Source organism: Geodermatophilus sp. SYSU D00697 (assembly GCF_054050175.1).
Window position 1 is genome coordinate 1 of sequence record NZ_JBJGYV010000050.1, and the last position, 21,742, is coordinate 21,742.

Consider the following 21,742-nt stretch of genomic DNA (forward strand, 5'->3'; position numbering starts at 1 on the left):
CCCCCCCCCCCCCCCCCCCCCCCCCCCCCCCCCCCCCCCCCCCCCCCCCCCCCCCCCCCCCCCCCCCCCCCCCCCCCCCCCCCCCCCCCCCCCCCCCCCCCACGGAGAGGGGGTCGGTCCCCCGGCCGGCCGGCGGAACAGCCGCGGCAGCACCGCAGCCAGGGACGAGCGGAGCCGCGGCAGCACCGCAGCCCGGGACGAGCGGAGCCGCGGCAGCACCGCAACGAGGGACGGACGGAGCCCCGGACGCCGAGTGACCTCCCTCCCCGGGGTGCTCTGCGTACCGGGAGCACACAGAGCACGAGCACCCACGGAGACGGGGTCGCCCCCCGGTGCCCGGCACCGGTGCGCCCGTCTGACGGTGCGGGCACGGCCGGTCCCCGGCAGGGTGGTCCCGTGGACCAACCGCAGCAGATCGCCGTCCCCGTCGCCGGAGGGGACCTCGCCGTCCTGCACTGGCCGGCCGACGCCCCCGGCGCCCCCCTCGCCGTGCTCGTCCACGGCATCACCGCCAACGCGATGGCGTGGGCCCGGGTCGCCGAGGCCCTGGCCGGCGAGTTCGAGGTCGTGGCGCCGGACCTGCGCGGCCGCGCCGGGTCCGCCGGGCTGCCCGGCCCCTACGGCCTGGACGCGCACGCGGCCGACCTGACCGCGCTGCTCGACGCCTTCGGAGCCGACGCCGAGGCCGGTGCGGAGGCCACCGTCCTGGTCGGGCACTCGATGGGCGCCTTCGTCGCGGCGCTGGCCACGGCGGGGCAGGCACGGGACCGGGTGCACGGCCTGGTCCTGGTCGACGGCGGGCTGGCCCTCCCCCAGCCCCCGGGTGCCGACGTCGACGCGATGCTGGCCGCCGTCCTCGGCCCCTCGCTGGACCGGCTGACGATGACCTTCCCGGACCTGGCGGCGGTGCGGGCGTTCTGGGCGCAGCACCCCGCCGTCGGCCCCTGGGTCGACGACCCGGCGGTGACCGCCTACCTGACCCGCGACCTGCAGGGTGAGCCGCCGGCACTGCGCAGCGCGTGCGTCCCGGACGCGATCCGCGTGGACGGCGGGGACGTGCTGCTCAACGAGCGGGTGCTCGAGGCCACCGCCGACCTGCCGGTGCCGGCGACCCTGCTGTGGGCCTCGCGCGGCCTGCTGGACCAGACCCCCGGCCTCTACGACGAGACGCGCCTGGCCGGGCTCGGGCTCGAGCCGTCGGGGATCACCGCCCGCGAGGTGCCCGGCACCAACCACTACTCCGTCGTCTGGTCGCCCGAGGGGGTGGCGGCGATCGCGGCCGCCGTCCGGGAGGCCGCGGCGCGCAGCTGAGGTCAGGCGGGCCGGACCGACACCGGCGACACCAGGTCGGGCCCGGACGCGGACGGCCGCTCCCACGCGACCGGGTGGGCGCGGACGGCGAGCAGCGCGACGTCGTCCTCGGCGCCGGAACCGAGCATCCCGGCGAGCAGCCGGTCGCAGAGGGCGTCGAGCGGCTCCTCCGCCGACCCGGCGAGGAGCCTGCGCAGCTGGTCGCGGCTCTCGTCGAGCAGCACGCCGCGGCGCTCGAAGAGCCCGTCGGTGAACAGCAGCAGGGTGGCGCCCTCCGGGAGGGTGGCCGTGCCGTCGGCGCGCGGCCCGCGCCAGCCGATGCCCAGCGGCGGCCCGACCGGAGCCGAGAGGTCGCCGACCGTTCCGTCGGGGAACAGCAGCATCGGCTCGGGGTGCCCGGCCGTGGACCAGCGCACCCGGCGCAGGCCGAGCTCGTGCTCGGCGGGCGTCTGCTCGATGCGGCAGACGAGGGCGGTGGCCATCGTCGGCACGGCCAGCCCGACGAGGGCGTGGTCGACCCGGCGCAGCACCCCGGCCGGCTCCTCCAGCCGGTCGAACGCGATCGCCCGCACCAGGGTCTTCACCTGTCCCATGGCGGCGGCGGCCTCGATGTCGTGCCCCATGACGTCGCCGATGACGACCACGGTGTCCCCGTCGGGCTGCAGGAAGGCGTCGTACCAGTCCCCGCCGATGGACACCCCGCGGGTCGCGGCCCGGTAGCGCACCGCGAGCTCCAGGTGGTCGGGCTGCACCGGCGGGGAGAGCAGGCTCAGCTGCAGTCGCTCGGCCACCTGCTGGTTGGCCGCGGCCAGCCGCGCGTTGTCCAGGGCGAGCGCGGCCCGCCGCGAGGCGATCTCCGCCGTCCGCAGCTCGGCGTCGGTGTGCGGCCCGCGCTCGGCGCCGTTGACCAGGGTGAAGGCGCCGAAGGTCTCCCCCCGGGCGATCAGCGGGAACGTGGCCACCGCCGAGGGCCGCAGCGGGGCGAGGGCCTGCCGGGCGGCCTCGGTGCCGACCATCCCGTCCACGTCCGCGTCGGTGAGGGCCGCGATGACCACCGGACGACCGCTGCGCAACGACGCGGGCACCGGAGCAGTGGGGCCGTTGCTCGCGACCCGGGCGTCGGCGTACCGGTGCATCGCGTCGGCCATCCCCGGGTCGCTGTGGGCCCGGCCGACGTCACGGCGGGTGCCGTCGGGGTCGACGACGCTGACCAGGCACCAGTCGGCCAGCAGGGGGACGACGAGGTGCGCGAGACGGTCGACCGCCTCGTCGACGTCGACGGTGGAGGTCATCGCCAGGTTGATGTCGCCCAGCAGCATCAGGTGCCGGCCGGCCTGCTCGGCCTCCGCGGCGGCCGCGGCCGTGGAGCGCACCGACTCCTCCCACGCGGCGACGGCGTCCGCCCGCTCCTCCTCGGTGCGCCGCCGCTCGGTGACGTCGTCGTAGGAGACGACCAGGCCGGCGTCGGTGAGGAAGGCGTCGGCGCGGAACCACTTGCCCAGCGGACCGAACCACGCCTCGGTCGTCCCGGACTCCCCCGTCTCCCGGACGCGCCGGTACAGCTCCTCGAACGGCCCGCCCACGGCCTCGGGGAACTCCGCCCAGATCTCCCGGCCGACCAGCTCCGCGACGGTCCGGTCCAGCACCCGCGCGCCCGCGGGGTTGACGTAGCGGAACCGCCAGTCGGCGCCCAGGACGAACAGCGGCCGGTCCATGCCCTCCACGGCCTGCGCGAGCAGGTCCGAGGGCGTCGGAGGCGCCGTCTCCCGGGTCATGGTGATCACTCTGCCTCATCGCCGATCCCCCGCCCGCACGCCGGGCGCGGCCGTGCCCGGACGCGGTACACCGCCGTGGCGGGGATCCTTGGCAGCGCCCCCCGCCACTGCCACGATCCGAGCACCCCTCCACGGCCTGCGGGCGGGGGGCGCCCCGGACGGGGCACGCAGGCGCTCGTCGCGGTGGGGGGTGGCCCGTGGAGCAGTGCCGAGCGGAACCGCGGGGACCCCGGGTGGTCGCCGCTCCGGCGTCGCCGCCCGCCGCTGAGGACGGCGCGTCCGGGGTCCTCGACGCCATGCCGGCCGCGCTGTGGTGCCTCGCCCCGTCCGGGCGGGTGGAGTACGCCAACCGCGCCGCCGAGCACCTCCTGGGCAGGAGCGCCGCCGAGATGACCGGGCAGCGGGTGGCCGACCTGCTGTCCGCGGACGTCGCAGCCACGGTCACCGCCGTCTGCGCCGAGGCCGCCGCCACCGGCGGCGCCGTCGCGACCGAGCTCCCGGCGCGCGGCTCCGGGCCGGGCTGGATCGCCCTGCACGCCTGGCCGGTGCCGACGGGAGTGGCCGTCGCCGTCGTCGACATCAGCGCCCGGCGGGCGGCCCAGGAGGCGGCGGAGCGCGCGCAGCGGGCCGCCGAGCGGGCGGGTGCACGAATGGCGCTGCTCGCCGCGGTGACCGCCGAGCTCTCCGGGGCCCTGGACGGCGAGTCGGCGCTCGGCAGCCTCGCGCGGCTGGTGGTGCCCGAACTGGCCGACGCCTGCATCGTCACCGTCGTCGACCGCGAGGGGCGGGCCCGCGACGTCGGGTCCTGGCACGCCGACCCGAGCCGCCGCGAGCTGATGGCCCGGTACGCGCAGGTCCGGATGGACAGCATGCCCGAGGCCTCGCCGGTGGCCCAGGCCCTGCGCACCGGCACCTCCGCGTGGGAGTCGGTCGACGCCGTCCTCGCCCTCATGGCCCCGGGACCGGCCCGCGACCTGCTGCGCGCCCTCGGATTGGCCTCGGCCGTCGTGCTGCCCCTGCACGCCGACGAGCGCACCGTCGGCGTCCTGACCCTGTACCAGGCCCCGGGGCGCGGGCTGGACGCCGACGACCTCGCCGCCGCCCGGGAGGTGGCCTCCCGAGCCGGCCAGGCGGTGGACCGGGTGCACCGCCAGAGCCGGCAGGCGCAGCTGGCCGAGGCGCTGCAGCGCAGCCTGCTCACCGACCCACCGGAGATCGCCGGCGTCCGCGTCGTCGTGCGGTACGTGCCGGCCGCCGAGGCCGCGCAGGTCGGCGGTGACTGGTACGACGCCTTCCTGCAGCCCGGCGGGGAGCCGGTGGTCGTGATCGGCGACGTCGCGGGCCACGACACCGCGGCCGCCGCGGAGATGGGCCAGCTGCGCGGCCTGCTGCGGGGCATCGCCCACTACAGCGGGGCCGGCCCGGCGGAGGTGCTCCGGGGCCTGGACGCCGCGATCACGGCCATGCACACCGGCACGCTGGCCACTGCCGCCATCGCCCGGATCGAGCGCGGCGGGACCCAGCTGCGGTGCGCCAACGCGGGACACCCGCCGCCGCTGGTGATCGGACCCGACGGCACGGTCACCGTCCTCGGCGGCACCCTCGGCGACCTGCTGCTCGGGGTGGACCCGGAGACGGTCCGCCGGGAGGTCGTCGTCCCGCTGCGCCCCGGGGCCACGGTGCTGCTCTACACCGACGGGCTGGTGGAGCGCCGGGAGTCGGGCGTGGACGAGGGCGTGAGACGGCTGCAGCAGCACATCGCCGAGCTCGCCGGGCTGCCGCTGGACCGGTTGTGCGACGAGCTGCTCGCGCGGATGGTGGACGGCACGCCCGGGGACGACGTCGCGCTGGTGGCCCTCCGCGTGCGACCCGACTGAGCGGACGGCGAGATCCCGCCGGGCAGGGTTGAGTCCCGGAGCGCCTGGGCACCTCTTGAGACGTCGGAGCCGACGACGGACGGGAGTGGCACAGTGGGTCGACTGGCGTGGCCGTTGCGGCCGCTACCGGACGGCCGCGGCGAGGTGTGGCGCTGGGACCTCCAGTCGCTGGCCGAGCTGCCGTCGGTGCGCGCCGGCCTCCGCTCCCGGCTCGACGGCGTCGGCTTCCCGGTGGACGACGAGGGGCACGCGACCGAGCGGCTGATCCTGGCCTTCGACGAGCTCGCCTCGAACGCGCTGCGGCACGGGTTGTCCCCGGTGGTGGCGACCGTCATCGCCGGCAGCGGCGGCTGGTTGCTCGACGTCAGCGACCGGGACCCGGAGACGATGCCGGCTCCCGCCGTCGACCGCGACCCCGCGCAGGGCGGGCTGGGCCTCCACCTGGTGGCGCGCCTGTCGGTGGCGCACGGCTGGTACGTCGACGACGGCTGCAAGCACGTCTGGGCCTGCCTGCCCACCACGATCGAGGACCGGCAGCCCGCCCTGAGCTGAGCGGCCTCCTTGCCGGCTCCCGAGGCGAGCCCATGTTCCACGTGCAACGACGACGGCCCCGGGCAGCGCCCGGGGCCGTCGTCGTCGTGCGGATGCGCCCGGGGCGGCGGGACGTCGGTCCCGCCGCCGCCCCGGGGCAGCCTGCGGGGCTCAGCCCGCCGAGGGGATGACGAGCGAGAGCCCGCCCTTGCCGTAGCCGGGGACCTCGACCGCCAGGTCGAGCCGGTTGAAGTCGGCCAGCCGGCCCGCGATGTCGCCGGGCAGGTCCTCGCCCGGCGCGTACAGCTTGTACAGCTTGCTGTGCGGCGCGCCGGGCACGTTGAACAGCGCGGAGAGGACGTTGACGACCTCGTGCAGCGCCTCGGTCAGCATGGTCGTCAGCTCGCCGTCCTCCTCGACGGCGTCCTGCACGCCGCCGGGGGGCAGCAGCGCCAGCGCGCCGCCGGTCCAGGCCGACAGCGGCAGGTCCATGACGCACAGGGCGTTGACGTCCATCGACGGGGACACGTACACCGCCACCGACACGGGCTTCTTCTCGGTGGGGGTCACGGGCGGACCGGGCGTGACGCCGACCGGCTTGCCGACCAGGCCGGTGAGCATGTCCTTGACGGCCTTGGTGTCCGGCAGGACGACCGTCAGCGGGGCCGTCACGCGATCACCCCGTCGAGGTTCTCGCGGAAGGTCTCCTCGGTGAACGGCTTGGCGATGAGGAACAGCGCGCCGGCGTCGGCGGCCTTCTCCCGCATCTCGGCCGAGCCCTCGGAGGTGACGAAGCCGAAGGGGACGCCGGAGCCGGACGAGCGCAGCGCCTGGAGGCACTCCAGCCCGGTCATGTTCGGCATGTTCCAGTCGGAGAGGACCAGGTCCGGGCTCTCGCTCTGGACCTTGTCGTAGGCGTCGCGGCCGTCCTCGGCCTCGACGATGTCGTGGTCGTCGTAACCGGCCTGCCGCAGGGTGCGGATGACGATCTGCCGCATGACGCGGCTGTCGTCGGCGACCAGGATCTTCACAGGGGCACCTCGTTCTTCGACTCGGCGTCCAGGACGGCGCCCTGGACGGAGATGGTCAGCGGCTGGCCGCGCCACTGGGCGTCGACGCGGCAGGTGTCGGCCGGCGCGTGCACGCGCGGCGCGACCCCGACCTCGGGCAGGCCGAGGACGGAGGGTCCGGGGAGGACGGCCTTGACGTTGCCGCCCACCACGTTGGCGAGCTCGCCGAGGGCGTCCTCGACGTCCTCGGCCTCGAGCTGGTCGGGGGCGTGCTCGCGCAGCAGGGCGCGGGCGAGCTCCTCGGCCGTGTCCCGGCCGCAGGTGAGCACGACCGTGCCGGTCCACGGGCCGACGATCTCGACCCAGGAGCTGACCGGATCGGACGGCAGCTCCCCCGGCAGCGGCACGAGGACCTCGTCCTCGCCGACGAGGGCGGCCCACGCCTGGTCGGCGATCTCCTGGACGGTGGCCTCGTCGAGCAGCTCGGTGATGGCGGGCGCCGTCACAGGACGACCTCCTCGGGGAGCAGGCCGAGCAGCGCGAGCTTGTCGCGGATGGCGTCGGCGGTGAACGGCTTGAGCACGTACTCGTGCGCGCCGGCGGCCAGCGCGCGGACGATCTGGGACTGCTCGCCCTCGGAGGTGACCATCATCAGGGTCACCGCCCGCCAGGCGGGGTTGGACCGGACGGCGGAGACGAACTGCAGGCCGTCCATCACCGGCATGTTCCAGTCGATCGTGCACAGCTCGGGCACCCAGCCCTCGTGCAGCACGTCGAGTGCCTCCTGGCCGTGTCCGGCCTGCCGGGTCTCGTAGCCGAACCCCTCGAGGGTCCCGCTCACGATGCGCCGCATGGCGCGTGAGTCGTCGATCACCAGTGCACGCACGTCAGGCCCCCTTCAACGGGCGGTAGGCGGAGCTGCGGCCGATGACGACCCGCTCCCAGGAGTCGTCGACGCCGAGGGTCGTCTCTGCGGCGCCGAGGAAGAGCCATCCGTCGGGGCGCATGAGGGCACGCACCCGGCGGAGGATCGCCTGCTTGGTGGGCAGGTCGAAGTAGATGAGGACGTTGCGCAGGTACACGACGTCGAACGGGCCGATCCGCGGGAGCGGGGCGGCGAGGTTGCACTCGCTGGCGGTCACCATGCGGCGCAGGGTCGGCGAGACCTCCCACTCGGTGCCGGCCCGCGTGAAGTGGCGGACCAGCATCGGCGCGGGCAGCCCGCGGTTGACCTCGAGCTGGCTGAACCGGCCCGTCCTCGTGCGCTGCACCATCTCCCGCGAGATGTCGGTCGCGGTGATGGAGACCCGGGCCGCGGCGTTGGGCAGCGCGTCCTCGAGCAGCATCGCGATCGTGTACGGCTCCTGCCCGCTGGAGCAGGCCGCCGACCAGATCTGCAGCCGCTCCGCCGGGCCGCGGGCGGCCAGCAGCGAGGGCATCACCGTGGAGGTGAGCGCGGTGAACGGGTCGCCGTCCCGGAACCACGAGGTCTCGTTGGTGGTGAGCGCCTCGACGATCTGGCGGGTGGACTCCGGGCTGGGCCGGGTGCGGACCGAGTCGACCAGCTGGCCGACGTCGGGCAGCCCCATCTGGCGGGCGATCGGCAGCAGCCGGGCCTCCACCAGGTACTCCTTGCCCGGGGCGAGCACGATCGCGCTCTCCCGGTGCACGAGCTGGCGGACCCAGTCGAAGCTGGTCGTGGTCAGGGTCATCGCCGGCCTCCTGCGGTCGCGGGGACGGGGGCGGTCGCCCGCGGAGGAGCGAGCCGCCGGGTGATCGCCTCGGCGATCCGGTCCAGCGGCAGGACCTCGTCGGCGAAGCCGGCCGAGGCGACGGCTCCGGGCATGCCCCAGACGACGGAGGTCGCCTGGTCCTGGACGACGACCGAGCCGCCGGCCTCCCGGACACGACCGGCGCCGAGCCTGCCGTCCGAGCCCATGCCGGTGAGCACGACACCGAGGACGGCGCCGTCGTAGGCGTCGACCGCGGAACGGAACAGCGGGTCGACGGCGGGCCGGCAGAAGTTCTCGGGCGGGCCCTGGTCGAGCCGGGTGGCCAGGCCGCGGCCGGTGCTGCGGATGGTGAGGTGGTGGTCGCCGGGGGCCAGGTGCACCGTGCCGGGCGCCAGCGGGGTGCCGTCGACGGCCTCGACGACGCGCAGCGCGCAGAGCCGGTCCAGCCGCTGGGCGAACTGGCGGGTGAACACCGGGGGCATGTGCTGCACGAGCAGCACCGGCACCGGCAGGGAGGCGGGCAGCACCGGCAGCAGCCGGGCCAGCGCCTCCGGACCGCCGGTGGACGAGCCGATCACGAGGACGGCGGGCTGCTTGACCGCACCCTGGCGGGGCGCCGGCGGGGCGACGCGGACCGGGGCGGGCGCGGCGGCGCGGGCCGGGCCGGGGGTGACCGGGCGGCCGGTCAGCGCCTTGATCTTGGGGATGAGCTGCTCGCGCACGCTCTCCATCGACGCGGCGACGCTGCCCACGTTGGCAGGCTTGGTGACGTAGTCGTTCGCGCCGGAGGACAGCGCGTCGAGCGTCGCCGCGGCGCCGCGCTCGGTGAGCGTGCTGAACATGATGATCGGCACGCGGCTGCGGGTGGCGCGGATGGCGCGGACCGCCTCGATGCCGTTCATCTCCGGCATCTCGATGTCCATGGTCACGAGGTCCGGCTCGAGCGAGGCGAGCTTCTGCACGGCGATGCGGCCGTTGACCGCGGTCCCGACCACCTCGATCGCCGGGTCCCCCGAGAGGACGTCGGTAACGATCTTGCGGACGACCACCGAGTCGTCGACGACCATCACCCGGATCGGGTCCATGCGTCCTCCGTCTCCCCGTGACGGCCCACGGGGTTGCGCTGTCTGTCCGTGCCGGCAGTCGCCCGGAGGCCGCGCTCGGCGCGGGGGCGCGCCGCCGCAGTCCCCGCGGCGGGCGTCCGAAGACGGTGCCTGTCCCCGGAGTTGTCGGCCGATCCGCTCCCGCACTTGAGCCGATCCAGGCACCTTTCCCAGCAATTTTCTGGGCGATCATGAATGGCGCCGACCGACCATTTCGCAGCATTTGTCGACACATCCCCGGCTCGTCGGCCGGTCGGCGTCCCGCGCCCGGCCGGCACGGTCGGACACGCTCCGGCCGGTCCGGCGTCGCCGTCGGCCCGGTGGGGCGGCAGGATGCCCCGGGTGAGCCGCGGAGGTCTGGCCCGCTCGACCGCACTGGTGGCCGGGCTGACGTTCGGCAGCCAGCTCCTCGGGTTCCTGCGGGACGTCGTCCTCGCCGCGGTCTTCGGGGTCGGCTCGTCGCTGGACGCCTACTTCGTCGCCCAGGGCCTGATGAACCTGGTGCTGGCGCTCATGGCCGGCGCCGTGGCGAAGTCCGTCGTCCCCACCGTGGCGCGCTCGGTCGCCGACGGGGACCCCGGACGCGGACAGCACAGCGTGCGCGTCGCCCTGACCGTCACCGTGCTGGTGATGCTGGGCGCCTCCGTCGTCATGGCGGTGCTGGCCCGGCCGCTGGTGGCGGCACTCGCCCCCGGGTTCGACGCGGCGACCACCGAGGAGGCCGTCCGGCTCACCCGGATCGTGGTCGCGGCCACCGCGCTGATCGCCGCGACCAACGTGCTGGCCGGGGCGGCGCAGGGGCACCGCCGGTTCGGCTGGGCCGCGGTGGAGGGGATCCCGTTCAACCTCGCCCTCATCGTCGGCGCGGTCGCGTTCGGCCAGGCCTACGGGGTGACGGCGCTGGCGGTCGCGTTCGTGGTGGGCAGCGGGCTGCGCCTGTTGGTGCAGCTGCCGCCGCTGCTGGCCGTCGGGCAGTCGCTGCGCCCGTCGCTGGACGTCCGCGACCGCGGCTTCCGGGAGATGCTGGCGCTCGTGCCGCCGCTGCTGGTGGGCAGCGCCGTCTCGCAGGTGAACACGCTCGTGGACCGCGCGGTCGGGTCGTCGGTCGGGGAGGGCGCGATCACCGCGCTCAACTACGGGTGGCGGCTGGTGGGGCTGGCCGACACCCTCGTCGTGGCCACGGTGGCCACCACCCTCTACCCCGCCCTCGCCGCGGCCGCCCGGCCCGGTCGGACGCGCGACCTCGAGGACCTGCTGCGGCGCAGCAGCGGCGTCCTGCTGGTGCTGGTCGCCCCGTGCGTGGTGCTGCTGTGCGCGGCCGCCGAGCCGGTCGTGGCCCTGCTGTTCGAGCGGGGGGCCTTCGACGCCGAGGCGGTGCGGCTCACCGCGCTGGCGGTGACCGGGTACGCCGCCGCGCTGGTGGGGCTGGCCCTCCGCGAGCCGGCGACCCGGGCGTTCCTGTCCCTCGGCGACTCGCGGACCCCGGTGGCACTGGGGGTGCTGGGCATGGTGGTCAACGTGGTCGGCGACCTCACCCTGGGGCTGCGGTTCGGCGTCGTCGGGCTCGCGGTGTCGACGTCGGTGTCGCTGCTGCTCGTCGCCGGGCTGTCGCTGTGGCGGCTGCGCAGCGCCGGCGGGGGGCTGTCACTGGCGGGCCTGGGCCGCTGCTGCGCCCAGGTCGCCGCGGCGGCGGCCTGCGCCGCGGTACCGACGGCGCTCCTGGCGCGGTACTGGGGCGGACTCGGCGGCACGGCGGCGGCCGCGGCGAGCTGCGTGGCGGTCTACCTGCTGGCGCTCTGGGCCCTCCGCTGCCGCGAGCTCGGCGAGCTGGGACGCGCCGTCCGTGGGCTGGTCGCCCGCCGGTGACCGCCGGACGACGACGAAGGGCCGCCCCTCCGAGCCCTGCCCCATCGGGTTGTCCCGCAGCGCCGTCATGAGCTCGTCGGCCGGCAGCGCGCCGCCGGAGACCGCCCGCACCGAGCCGCCGCGGTCGTTGACGTCGACGATCGCGACCCCGACGCCCAGCCGGCCCTCCAGCCGCTCGGCGAGCATCCGGGCCGCCATCGGGTCGAGGGGCGGCAGGAGCAGGTCGAAGTAGGGCGGCCGCATGCCGTCGAGGTCGCGGGCGAAGGCGCCCGCCACCCGGTAGAAGGCGCCGTGCCGGCCCAGCGGCCGCAGCAGCAGGCAGCAGCCCGCCGCGGCGAGCACCCGCACGCGGCCCTGCCGCTGGAGGACCAGCTGCATCTTCTCCGGGATGGACAGCCCGCAGCTGCTGCCCACGGTCCGGACGTGCCGGGCGAGGAACCGGGCCAGCCGCCCGGGGACGACCCGCTCGCTGGGGATGGCCCGACCGGTCAGCAGGACGGCGACCTTCTCGCTCACCCCGACCGTGTCCCCCGGACGGCGCAACCCGGCGGTGGCCCGGTCGAGCTCCGCGGCCAGGTCGTCCCCGAAGGTCAGCCACCGTGTCGGCACGGGGTGGCGGACCCACGAGGGGGTCGTCGTCGGGCAGGTCGACCGGGCGGTGCTGGCGAGCATGGGGACCTCCGCGTCCTCGTTCCGGGGCGCCGAGGATGGGACCGGCGCACCACCGGCCCCGGGAGACACGCGTGAGCCGCGTCACACGTTCGAGGGTCCGAGCCGTGCTCTCGGCGCGGCGTGGCACCCCGCCCGCGGCGCGTCACGGCACGTGCGCCGGCCCGCATGAGGGTCCGGGGACTCCGACGGGAGGGTCGAGGGCCGTCTGGCGCTCTCTAGCGCCGGCGGCTAGAGAGCGCCAGAGAGCCCTCGGTGCTCGCGGGGAGTTCAACCCCGCGTCACCGGCGAGTCGGCTGCCTCTGGCATCCTCGCGCCCGTGCTGCTCGCCGTCGCCCTCGTGTGGCTCCTCCTCGCCCTGCTCGTGTCGGGCCTGGTCGCCGCGCTGTGCCGGGCCGGGTTGCACGAGGACCGCGCCTGCGGGTACCTGACCGACCGTCCCTGAGCACCGGCCCCGACCGCCCGTCGCGCCGGCGTGGGTGAAGGGGCCGATCCCGGGTAGCCCGCGACCATGGCCCTCCCCCGTGTGCTCGTCCTCGTCCTCGCCGGCGGCGCGGGAGGTCGCCTGGAACTGCTGACCGAGCAGCGCGCCAAACCCGCCGTCCCCTTCGCCGGCGTCTACCGGCTCATCGACCTCCCGCTGAGCAACTGCCAGCACTCGCACGTCGCCGACGTGTGGGTCTCGGTGCAGTACCACCCGACGTCGCTGTCCCAGCACCTGGCCAACGGCCGGCCGTGGGACCTCGACCGGACCGCCGGCGGGCTGCTGGTGCTGCCGCCCTACCAGGGGACCGAGCGCGCCGGCTGGGTGTCCGGGACGGCCAACTCGCTGTGGCGGTACGCGCCGCTGGTACGGGACTTCGACCCCGACGCGCTGGTCGTCGTCAGCGCCGACGCGGTCTACAAGCTCGACTACCGCGAGGTCGTCGAGGGTCACCTGGACTCCGACGCGGAGGTCACGATGGTGACCACCGAGGTCGCCGAGGACGACGCCGCGCGCTACGGCGTCGTGGAGGTGGCCGACGACGGCCGGGTGCGCGACTACGCCTACAAGCCCGACGAGCCGCGCACCACCACCGCCACCAACGAGGTCTTCGTCTTCTCCCCCCGCCCCACCCTGGACCGGCTGGAGTCGCTGGCGGCCGAGCACGGCGAGGACGGCCTCGAGGACCTCGGCTCCCACCTGCTGCCCGCCCAGACCCGCGACGGGCTCGCCCGCGCCCACGCGTTCGCCGGCTACTGGCGCGACGTCGGGACGGTGCCCGCCTACTGGGCCGCCCACCAGGACTTCCTGTCCCCCGAACCGCCGGTGGACCTCGACGACCCGCGCTGGCCGGTGCACACCCGCGGCGGTCGGCACAGCGCCGCCCGCGTGCTCCGGGGCGCGGAGGTCGAGGACAGCCTCGTCTCCGGCGGCACCCGCGTGGCCGGCCGGGTCAGTGGCTCGGTCCTCTCCCCCGGCGTCGTCGTCGAGGCCGGGGCGACCGTGGTGGACTCGGTGCTGCTGCCGGGCGCGCGGGTGCGGGCCGGGGCGACCGTCATCCGCTCCGTCCTCGACGACCGGGTGGACGTCGGCGAGCGGGCGTCGGTCGGCGGCGACGGCGAGATCACCCTCGTCGGCCGCGAGGCCGCGGTGGAGGCCGGTGCCGAGCTGCCCGCCGGCAGCCGGCTCCCCGACCCCGACGCCGACGCCGGCTGAGCGCGCTCAGCCCGTCCTCGTCGCGCGCGAGATCTGCACAGTGCTGGCCGTCAGCCGCTGATGGCCACCACGTGCAGATCTCGCGGGCGGGGGTGCTCAACCCACCGGAGCGGCGAGGACGGCGAGGGCGTCGCCGCCCAGCAGGTCCCCCACGACGATGCCCTGCACGCAGCCGGCGACGGCGTTCCAGGTGCCGGCCGCGGCCGCGCCCGGGTCGAAGCCGCCGTCGATGAACGCCTGGACGGCCAGCAGCTGCGCGGTGGCCAGGGTGCGGGTGCGTCCGGAGACGTGCGCGGCCCACGACGCCTCGTGCATGGCCGCGGCCCACGGCCGGCGCTCGGCCCGGGCGGCGTCGACGGCCGCCTGCCACCGCGCGCGGCCGGCGGCGTCCAGGCCGCGCAGGTCGTCGAGCAGCGCCGCGAGCTCGCCGGTGGCCGGGCCCAGGTCCGGAGCGGGGCTCCCGACGATCCCCGCGGCCCTGGCGACGGCGAGCGGGCCGGTCAGCTGACGGCGGACCAGCGGCGGGAGCACGGCGGCGGCCCAGGCGCCGATCGCGGCGTCGGCCAGGACGTCGGCGGCGGCGGCCAGCGTGTCGTCGTCCACCAGGGCTACGGCGGCGTGCTCGGGCCCGAGGACGTCCTCGCGCAGCACCCGCTCCAGGGCGGCGGCGTCGCCGATCGTGCTGCGCTGCAGCTGGTCGACCAGCACGGCCGCGCGGTCGGTGACCAGCGGGTCGACGACGAAGTTCCGCACGTGGGGGGTGCTGACGGCCATCTCGCGGGCCTTGCGCGCCCGGACGGCGAGCACGGCACGCTCCTCGCGGTCGCGGCCGGCGGCGGGGTGCACCTCGGCCAGGTGCTCGAGGGTGGCGGCGTCGGCGGCCAGGCCGGCGAGCAGGGCGTCGGCGACGTCCCGGCCGGCCGGCAGCCGGACCAGGTCGAAGCCGAGTGTGGCGGCACTGACCAGCGAGTACGGCACGACAGCGCCTCCCTTTCCACGTCCCCCGAGGTGAGGTCGACCCATGCTGACGGTGATCACGGGAGAGCGCCACGTCACCGTCACCCGATCGCACGACGGTCTGAGCGGGATCCCTGCGTGTCCGTTGGCCGGACGTGAGCGCGTGACAGCGGAGTGTGATTGCCTCGGAACGCCGCGACCCCCGGCGGGTGGCCTCGGAGGGAGGCCACCCGACCGGGGGTCGGGGGAGTCGGGCGCCGGCCGGGGAGGACGGGGTCCTCCTTCAGGCGCTGACGGCCTTCTGGACGTCCAGGGCCAGCAGCAGCTGCCCGTCGAGCTTGAACGCCCCGCGGATCAGCTCCCGCGCGGACCCGTCGAGCGTGTCCGGCGGCGCCTCGAAGTCGGCCGGGTCGACGTCGACGACGTCGGCGATCGCGTCGACGAGCAGGCTGACGGCCTCGCCGTGCAGCCGGACGACGATCACCACGGCGTCGGTGTCGGCCGGCCGCGGCGGCCGCCCCAGCCGCTCGCGCAGCTCGATGGCGGTGACGACCTGCCCGCGCAGGTTGATCAGGCCGGCGACGGCGGCCGGGGCCAGCGGCACCCGGGTCAGCCCCTGGCTGCGCAGCACCTCCTGCACGTGCGTCACCTCGACGCCGTAGAGGTCGCCGTCCAGCCAGAAGGTGGCCAGCTGACCGCCGATGGCCGGGGCGGTCGGGTCGGTCACAACGGGCACGTCAGACCTCCAGGAGGGAGCCGGGGACGCCGTCCGGCGTCGCGGTGGCGGTGTAGAAGGCGGGGTCGGCGGCGAGGATCGCCGCACGGACGTCGAGCAGCTCGGTGACCTTGTCGCCGAGGACGGCCGAGCCGAGCAGGCCCAGGTCGTCGATGTCGCTGCGGACGGCGGCCTCGCCGTCGACGATGTCGAGGATCTCCTCGACCACGATGGCCACGCTGCGGCCGTGGTCGGAGTAGACGATCACCTCGAGCACCTCGCGGTCTGTCTCGCCGTAGGCACCCAGGTGCCGGTCGAGCCGGACGATCGGCAGGATCGCGCCGCGGTACTGGACGACCTCGCGGTTGCCGACCCGCTCCACCGACTCGGTGCGCACCTGCTCGAGGCGGGTGACGGTGTCCAGCGGGATGGCCACGCGGCGGCCGCCGCCGATCGCGGCCAGCAGCATCCGCTGCCGCTCGGCGTCGGTCGCGGCGGCCTGCAGGGCGGCCTCGCGGGACTCCTGCCGCTCGGTGGTCTCGGTGCGCAGGGCACGCCGGGCCAGCGCCTGGACGTCGAGGATGAGCGCCACGGTGCCGTCGCCGAGGACGGTGGCGCCGGAGTAGAGGCCGATCGCCTTGAGCTGGCCGCCGACGGCCTTGACCACGATCTCCTCGGTGTTGATGACGCGGTCGACGACGAGGCCGAAGCGCCGGCCCTCGGAGCGGAGGACGGCGATGACCACGTGGCCGTCGTGCCGGTCGGAGGTCAGCCCGAGGACGTCGGTCAGCCGGACCAGCGGGAGCAGCTCGCCGCGGAGCCGGTAGACCGGTGCCCCGCCGACCTCCTCGACGGCGTTGGCCGCCTTCTCGGCGTCGAGCGACACGAGCTCCTGCAGGCTGATCTGCGGGATGGCGTAGCGGTCGCCGGCGCACTCGACGGTCAGGGCCGGGACGATGGCCAGGGTCAGCGGGATCCGCAGCCGGGTGCAGGTGCCCTTGTCGGGGACCGACTCGACCTCGATCGTGCCGCCGATCGACTCGATGTTGGTCTTGACGACGTCCATGCCGACGCCGCGGCCGGAGACGTTGGTGACCTTGGCGGCGGTGGAGAAGCCGGGCAGGAAGATCAGCTGCAGGACGTCCTGCGGGTTCATCCGGTTGAGGGCCTCCTGGGAGATCAGGCCGCGCTCGACGGCCTTGGCCCCGACCCGGGCCGGGTCGATGCCGGCGCCGTCGTCGGCCACCTCCACCACGACCTGGCCGCTCTCGTGCTTCGCGCGGAGGGTGAGCACGCCCTCGGCCGGCTTGCCGACCCGGACCCGGGCCGCCGAGTCCTCGATGCCGTGGTCGACGGAGTTGCGGACCAGGTGGGTCAGCGGGTCCTTGACCGCCTCGAGCAGCGTCTTGTCCAGCTCGGTGTCGCGACCCTCCATCTCCAGGCGGATCGTCTTCTGCAGCTGCAGGCCCAGGTCGCGGACGACGCGCGGCAGCTTGGACCAGATGTGGTCGATCGGCTGCATGCGCGTCTTCATGACGCCCTCCTGCAGCTCGCTGGCGATGAGGTTGAGCCGCTGGGAGGCGCGCACCAGGTCGGTGTCGTTGGAGCGGCCGACGTACTGGACGATCTGGTTGCGGGTGAGCACCAGCTCACCGACGAGCAGCATCAGCTCGTCGAGCAGGTCGACGTCCACGCGGATCGTGCTGTCGGCGACGGCCCGGCGGGCCTGGCCACCACCGTTCTCGGTCACGGGGGCGGCGTCGCCCTCCGCGGCGTCCCGCTCGGGGGCGGTCGGCTCGGCGGCGGGCCGGGGAGCGGGGACGGCGGTCGCTGCCGTGGGGGCGGGCACCTCCGCGACGGGCGCCGGGGCGGGGACGGCGGCCGGGACCTCGACGTCGGCGGCCGACGCCTTGCTGGTCGTCGTGCCCTTCGGGGCCTTCGTGGCCTTCGTCGCCTTCGGGGTCTCGGTGGTGGCGCGCTCGGCGCCGGTCGTGCCGGTGCCACCCGTCGTCACGGGGGCCGGCTCGTCGTCGGCGACCTCGGCCGCGGGCTCGTCGACGACCTCGTCCACGACGGCGGGGACGGCCGGCACGGGAGCCGGCTCGGGGGCGGGCCCGTCCTCCATGGCGGCGCTGATCTCCGCGACGACGGCGGAGACGTCGACCGAGCCCTCGCCGCCGGTCGCCTCGATCGAGGCGAGCAGCGAGCGGACCGTGTCGACCATCTGGAGCAGCACGCTGGTCCGGTGCGGGGTCAGCGCCAGGGCGCCGTCCCGCAGCCGGGACAGCATGTTCTCCCCGACGTGGGTGACCTCCTCCAGGCGGTGGAACGCCAGGAAGCCGCTGGTCCCCTTGATCGTGTGGATCGTGCGGAAGATGCTCGACAGCCGCTCGCGGGAGTCGGGCTCCTGCTCGAGGGCGACCAGGTCGGTGTCCAGCTGGTCGAGGTTCTCGTGGCTCTCGACCAGGAACTCCTCGACGATGTCGTCCAGTCCGTCCACGGTTGCTCTTCTCTCTCGTCTCCGGCGCTGCACGCGCTTCGGAGGGGTCATCGGCGGGGGATGCGGAGACTCAAGCCCAACGGCCGGGGGCGGTCTCCTGGGCGCGGACCGGTGCCGGGGCCGGCCCGGCGGGGACGTCGCCGCGCCGGCCCAGGCCCCGTCCTCCTCACCCCGGGCGCGCGAGGGGTGAGGAGGACGGGGTCCTTCCTCAGTAGGTGAAGCGCGCGACGCTGGTGCGCAGCTCGGCGGCCATCCGGGAGAGCTCGTCGACCGCGGTGCGGGTCTGGGTGAGCGCCTGGGTGGTGGAGTCCGCGGCGCTGGAGACCCCGCTGATGTTGCCGGCGATCTCCCCCGTCCCGCTGGCCGCCTCGGCGACCGACCGGGACATCTCGTTGGTGGTGGCGGTCTGCTCCTCCACCGCCGAGGCGATGGTGGTCTGCCGATCGGAGATCTGGGCGACGATCGAGGAGATCTCCCCGATCGCGGTCACCGCGGCGGTCGTGTCGCCCTGGATGGCCTCCACCCGGCGGGCGATGTCCTCGGTGGCCTTGGCCGTCTCCTGGGCCAGCTCCTTGACCTCGTTTGCCACCACCGCGAAACCCTTGCCCGCCTCCCCGGCCCGGGCCGCCTCGATGGTGGCGTTCAGCGCCAGCAGGTTGGTCTGCTCGGCGATCGAGGTGATCACCTTGACCACGTTGCCGATCTCGATCGAGGACTCGCCCAGCTTGGCGACGGTGGCCGTGGTCGTCTCCGCCGCAGTCACCGCCCGCGCCGCCACGTCGGAGGCCTCCGCGGCGTTGGTCGCGATCTCCCGGATGCTGGCGCCCATCTGCTCGGCACCGGCGGCCACGGTCTGCACGTTCCGGCTGACCTCCTCCGCCGCCGAGGCCACCACACCGGACTGCGCCGAGGTCTCCTCCGCCGACGCCGAGATCTGCGCCGACGAGGCGCTCAGCTCCTCCGACGACGCTGCCACCGCGTCCGCCGACGCGGCCACCGACTCCAGCACACCGCGGAGGTTGCGCTGTGCGGTCGTGAGCGCGCCGGCCATCCGGCCCAGCTCGTCGCGGCCGTGGACCTCCGGCGCGACGGTCAGGTCACCCTCGGCGAGGGCCTCCACCGACCGCTGCACCGACGTGACGGTGGACACGACCCGGCGGACGACGAAGACGGTCAGGGTGCCGGCCACGGCGACACCCGCGGCCAGGGACAGCCACAGGGTGAGGACGGCGGACGAGGCGATGGCGCTGGCCTCGTCGGTGTCGGCCTGGCCGGCCGCGACCCGCCGCTCCTGCATGGCGTTGTACTCGTCCATCAGCACGTCCGAGGCGTCCTGCAGCGGTCCGGTGATCAGCGCGGAGGCCGCCCGCAGGTCGCCGGCGTCCGCGGCGGGGACCAGCTGGTTCTCGGCGATCACGTAGTAGTCCTCCACGTGGCCGCGGAAGACCTCGAACGCCTCCCTGTTGACGGTCACCTCGGCGTAGGCGTCCAGCTGGCCGTCGATCGTCGCCCGCCGCTCGGCCAGGTCGGCTCGCAGCGCGGCGCGGGTCTGCGGGTCGGCCAGCGGGTAGGAGTTGTAGCGGGACCGGTCGCCCTGCCATGAGCGCTGGATGTTCGACAGGTCCGCGAGGGTGACGACGTTCTCGTTGATCCGGGTCGACGCGGCGTCGAGGGCGGTGATCCGGCTGACTGCGAGGACGGTCATGCCGACCGCGACCGCGGCGAGCACGGCCAGGGCCGCACCGATCTTCACGCCGAGTGGGCGGTCGGCGAACCAGCCGCCGGACCGGCGGTCGGCGGGCGGGGCGGTCGTGCTCATGCGGCGTCTCCTGGACTGGTGGGGGGATCGGGTCTCTCCTCGACCCGCTCTCTGCTTTTCGGCAGCACCCACAGACATTTCAGGGACCTTGGTCCTGAATGCCGGAGTTTGTGGTCACACCTCTCCGAGAAACGGTGTGCGGCACCGTTCCGGGAAACACGGACACATGTCGACAGAAGCGGTCCGACGCCATTTCGCCATTGTCGACGAGAAGGCGCCGGGAGCCCGCCGCGGCGCGTGGCGTGCGGAGGTGGAGCCTCGCGCCGGCGCCCGGGAGGTGTCCGCGACCGCCTCCTGACGGCGCCGCGCGGACACCCGGGAACGACGGAGCGCCCGACCGGTGGACCGGTCGGGCGCTCCGCGGGTGCGTGGGTCAGTAGGTGAAGCGGGCGACGCTGGTGCGCAGGTCGGCGGCCATCCGGGAGAGCTCGTCCACGGCCGTCCGGGTCTGGGTGAGCGCCTGCGTCGTGGCCCCGGCGGCCTCGGAGACCCCGCTGATGTTCTGCGCGATCTCCCCGGCACCGCCGGCGGCCTCGGTCACCGACCGGGACATCTCGTTGGTGGTGGCGGTCTGCTCCTCCACCGCCGAGGCGATGGTGGTCTGCCGGTCGGAGATCTGGGCGACGATCGAGGAGATCTCCCCGATCGCGGTCACCGCCGCGGTCGTGTCGCCCTGGATGGCCTCCACCCGGCGGGCGATGTCCTCGGTGGCCTTGGCCGTCTCCTGGGCCAGCTCCTTGACCTCGTTGGCCACCACCGCGAAACCCTTGCCCGCCTCCCCGGCCCGGGCCGCCTCGATGGTGGCGTTCAGCGCCAGCAGGTTGGTCTGCTCGGCGATCGAGGTGATCACCTTGACCACGTTGCCGATCTCGGCCGAGGACTCCCCCAGCTTCGCCACCGTGGCCGTGGTCGTCTCCGCCGCGGTCACCGCCCGCGCCGCCACGTCGGAGGCCTCCGCGGCGTTGGTCGCGATCTCCCGGATGCTGGCGCCCATCTGCTCGGCACCGGCGGCCACGGTCTGCACGTTCCGGCTGACCTCCTCCGCCGCCGAGGCCACCACACCGGACTGCGCCGAGGTCTCCTCCGCCGACGCCGAGATCTGCGCCGACGAGGCGCTCAGCTCCTCCGAGGACGCTGCCACCGCGTCCGCCGACGCGGCCACCGACTCCAGCACCTCACGCATGGCGCCGACGGCCTCGTCCAGCGCCGCGCCGGCGCGGCCGACCTCGTCCCGGGTGCGCAGGCCCGTCGCCCGGGTCAGGTCACCGCGGGCCAGGGCCTCGGCGGAGTCCTGCATGCGCCGCAGGCCGCCCGCGAACGAGCGGGCGATGACGAAGCCGGTGCCCAGCGCGGCCACCAGGCCCACGACCAGCACGGCGAGCAGCGTCGTCCGCGTGTTCTCGTAGGCGTCGGTCGCCGCGACGGCCTCCGCCGACGCGGTGTCGGCCAGGAGGTCGGTGAGCGCCTGCAGGTCCTGGACGATCTCCTGACTCAACGGGACGACCTCGTTCTGCCGCAGCGCGTTGAACTCCTCCATGCGGCCCTGCGCGGCCAGCGAGTCCAGCTGGTCGCCGAGCTGGATGTAGTCCTCGATCTCGCTGAGCGAGCTCTCGAGCGCCTCGCTGACCTGCGCGTCGGCCGCGACCACGGTGCGCATCCGGTCGCCGGCGTCCGCCAGGTCGGCACGGGCCTCGTCACGCGCGGCCAGGTACTGCTGCTTCAACTCGGCGTTGGGGGAGTAGGTGCTGTTGGTCGACTGGAAGCGGCTGTTCAGGAACTGGAAGCGGATCTCCTGCGCCAGCTGCGTACCGATGACGTTCCGCCCGTACATCTCCTGGGTGCGGCTGGCCGCGCTCCCGAGGGCGCCGAGGCCCACCACGCCGACCACGAGAGCGGCGAGGGCGGCGACGGCGGCCAGGACCTTGGTGCGGACGCCGAGGTCACCCCACCAGGAGCGGTGGGATGCGATCCCCGTCGGTGCGGTGCGGGACGGGGTGGTGCGGGTGCTCATGACGGGTCCTCGAGGATCAGGGGAGGGGAGGGGAGAGGACGCCGGGCCGGGGGGGGGGGGGGGGGGGGGGGGGGGGGGGGGGGGGGGGGGGGGGGGGGGGGGGGGGGGGGGGGGGGCGGGGGGGGGGGGGGGGGGGCGCCGGGCCCCCCCCCCCCCCCCCCCGCGG

General features: G+C 75.3%; 18 protein-coding genes. 6 read left to right on the plus strand and 12 right to left on the minus strand.

Translation table 11 applies throughout. The features are described 5' to 3' along the window. Positions 1-396 precede the first annotated feature (396 nt). The gene (locus ACI79C_RS24425; RefSeq protein WP_456948296.1) at positions 397-1,311 is read left to right on the plus strand and encodes an alpha/beta fold hydrolase; all 915 of its coding nucleotides are present in this window, start codon (positions 397-399) and stop codon (positions 1,309-1,311) included. 2 nt (positions 1,312-1,313) lie between these two features. On the opposite strand, the gene ACI79C_RS24430 is transcribed toward ACI79C_RS24425, so the two are convergent. Continuing rightward, positions 1,314-3,086, minus strand: a complete 1,773-nt coding sequence (locus tag ACI79C_RS24430; RefSeq protein ID WP_456948297.1) for a SpoIIE family protein phosphatase — start codon at positions 3,084-3,086, stop codon at positions 1,314-1,316. Positions 3,087-3,319: 233 nt separating this feature from the next. On the opposite strand from ACI79C_RS24430, the gene ACI79C_RS24435 reads away from it, so the two are divergent. Both ACI79C_RS24435 and ACI79C_RS24440 read left to right on the plus strand, forming a co-directional pair. Then, positions 3,320-4,963: a SpoIIE family protein phosphatase gene (locus ACI79C_RS24435; RefSeq protein ID WP_456948298.1), complete on the plus strand. Its 1,644-nt coding sequence runs from the start codon at positions 3,320-3,322 to the stop codon at positions 4,961-4,963. Between the two features lie 93 nt (positions 4,964-5,056). Beyond that, positions 5,057-5,515 (plus strand): ATP-binding protein, encoded by a 459-nt coding sequence (locus tag ACI79C_RS24440; RefSeq protein ID WP_456948299.1) that lies wholly within the window; start codon positions 5,057-5,059, stop codon positions 5,513-5,515. Between the two features lie 150 nt (positions 5,516-5,665). On the opposite strand, the gene ACI79C_RS24445 is transcribed toward ACI79C_RS24440, so the two are convergent. From ACI79C_RS24445 to ACI79C_RS24470, 6 genes are read right to left on the minus strand one after another with little or no spacing between them, the layout of a single operon-like run. Continuing rightward, entirely contained in the window at positions 5,666-6,166 is a 501-nt protein-coding gene (locus tag ACI79C_RS24445; protein WP_456948300.1) for a hypothetical protein, read from the minus strand. Further along, positions 6,163-6,525 (minus strand): response regulator, encoded by a 363-nt coding sequence (locus tag ACI79C_RS24450; RefSeq protein ID WP_456920731.1) that lies wholly within the window; start codon positions 6,523-6,525, stop codon positions 6,163-6,165. Before ACI79C_RS24450 ends, ACI79C_RS24445 begins: the two co-directional genes overlap by 4 nt. Beyond that, positions 6,522-7,010, minus strand: a complete 489-nt coding sequence (locus ACI79C_RS24455) for a chemotaxis protein CheX (protein ID WP_456948301.1) — start codon at positions 7,008-7,010, stop codon at positions 6,522-6,524. The genes ACI79C_RS24450 and ACI79C_RS24455 overlap by 4 nt, the downstream gene beginning before the upstream one ends. Beyond that, on the minus strand, positions 7,007-7,390 hold the full coding sequence (locus ACI79C_RS24460; RefSeq protein WP_456948302.1) for a response regulator: 384 nt from the start codon (positions 7,388-7,390) through the stop codon (positions 7,007-7,009). The genes ACI79C_RS24455 and ACI79C_RS24460 overlap by 4 nt, the downstream gene beginning before the upstream one ends. Position 7,391: 1 nt before the next feature. Continuing rightward, positions 7,392-8,216 carry a CheR family methyltransferase gene (locus tag ACI79C_RS24465; RefSeq protein WP_456948303.1) on the minus strand — a complete coding sequence of 275 codons (825 nt, stop codon included), beginning with the start codon at positions 8,214-8,216 and terminating at the stop codon, positions 7,392-7,394. Then, entirely contained in the window at positions 8,213-9,322 is a 1,110-nt protein-coding gene (locus ACI79C_RS24470) for a protein-glutamate methylesterase/protein-glutamine glutaminase (RefSeq protein ID WP_456948304.1), read from the minus strand. The genes ACI79C_RS24465 and ACI79C_RS24470 overlap by 4 nt, the downstream gene beginning before the upstream one ends. 360 nt (positions 9,323-9,682) lie before the next feature. Between ACI79C_RS24470 and murJ the strand changes: the two genes are divergently transcribed. The 3 genes from murJ to ACI79C_RS24485 all read left to right on the plus strand — a co-directional run bounded on the left by murJ (position 9,683) and on the right by ACI79C_RS24485 (position 13,574). Further along, positions 9,683-11,206 carry a murein biosynthesis integral membrane protein MurJ gene (murJ, locus tag ACI79C_RS24475; RefSeq protein WP_456948305.1) on the plus strand — a complete coding sequence of 508 codons (1,524 nt, stop codon included), beginning with the start codon at positions 9,683-9,685 and terminating at the stop codon, positions 11,204-11,206. 988 nt (positions 11,207-12,194) lie between these two features. Continuing rightward, the gene (locus ACI79C_RS24480; protein WP_456948306.1) at positions 12,195-12,320 is read left to right on the plus strand and encodes a hypothetical protein; all 126 of its coding nucleotides are present in this window, start codon (positions 12,195-12,197) and stop codon (positions 12,318-12,320) included. A 66-nt stretch (positions 12,321-12,386) separates the two neighbouring features. Continuing rightward, positions 12,387-13,574, plus strand: coding sequence for a glucose-1-phosphate adenylyltransferase family protein (locus ACI79C_RS24485; RefSeq protein ID WP_456948307.1), 1,188 nt, complete (start codon positions 12,387-12,389; stop codon positions 13,572-13,574). A gap of 96 nt (positions 13,575-13,670) precedes the next feature. On the opposite strand, the gene ACI79C_RS24490 is transcribed toward ACI79C_RS24485, so the two are convergent. The 5 genes from ACI79C_RS24490 to ACI79C_RS24510 form a co-directional block, all read right to left on the minus strand. After that, on the minus strand, positions 13,671-14,552 hold the full coding sequence (locus ACI79C_RS24490) for a hypothetical protein (RefSeq protein ID WP_456948308.1): 882 nt from the start codon (positions 14,550-14,552) through the stop codon (positions 13,671-13,673). Positions 14,553-14,814: 262 nt separating this feature from the next. Continuing rightward, a complete protein-coding gene (locus ACI79C_RS24495; RefSeq protein ID WP_456948309.1) occupies positions 14,815-15,267 on the minus strand; it encodes a chemotaxis protein CheW in 453 nt (150 codons plus the stop codon). Position 15,268: 1 nt separating this feature from the next. Continuing rightward, complete coding sequence (locus ACI79C_RS24500; protein WP_456948310.1) at positions 15,269-17,746, minus strand: chemotaxis protein CheA; 2,478 nt, start codon at positions 17,744-17,746, stop codon at positions 15,269-15,271. Between the two features lie 208 nt (positions 17,747-17,954). After that, positions 17,955-19,565: a methyl-accepting chemotaxis protein gene (locus tag ACI79C_RS24505; protein ID WP_456948311.1), complete on the minus strand. Its 1,611-nt coding sequence runs from the start codon at positions 19,563-19,565 to the stop codon at positions 17,955-17,957. Positions 19,566-19,938: 373 nt separating this feature from the next. Next, complete coding sequence (locus ACI79C_RS24510; protein ID WP_456948312.1) at positions 19,939-21,576, minus strand: methyl-accepting chemotaxis protein; 1,638 nt, start codon at positions 21,574-21,576, stop codon at positions 19,939-19,941. Positions 21,577-21,742 lie beyond the last annotated feature (166 nt).

What these genes read in the sequence shown, in the direction of transcription:
- ACI79C_RS24470 (WP_456948304.1), bottom strand. Translation starts at nt 9,322, where the DNA reads ATGGACCCGATCCGGGTGATGGTCGTCGACGACTCGGTGGTCGTCCGC.
- ACI79C_RS24505 (WP_456948311.1), bottom strand. Translation starts at nt 19,565, where the DNA reads ATGAGCACGACCGCCCCGCCCGCCGACCGCCGGTCCGGCGGCTGGTTC.
- ACI79C_RS24510 (WP_456948312.1), bottom strand. Translation starts at nt 21,576, where the DNA reads ATGAGCACCCGCACCACCCCGTCCCGCACCGCACCGACGGGGATCGCA.
- ACI79C_RS24485 (WP_456948307.1), top strand. Translation starts at nt 12,387, where the DNA reads ATGGCCCTCCCCCGTGTGCTCGTCCTCGTCCTCGCCGGCGGCGCGGGA.
- ACI79C_RS24430 (WP_456948297.1), bottom strand. Translation starts at nt 3,086, where the DNA reads ATGACCCGGGAGACGGCGCCTCCGACGCCCTCGGACCTGCTCGCGCAG.
- ACI79C_RS24465 (WP_456948303.1), bottom strand. Translation starts at nt 8,216, where the DNA reads ATGACCCTGACCACGACCAGCTTCGACTGGGTCCGCCAGCTCGTGCAC.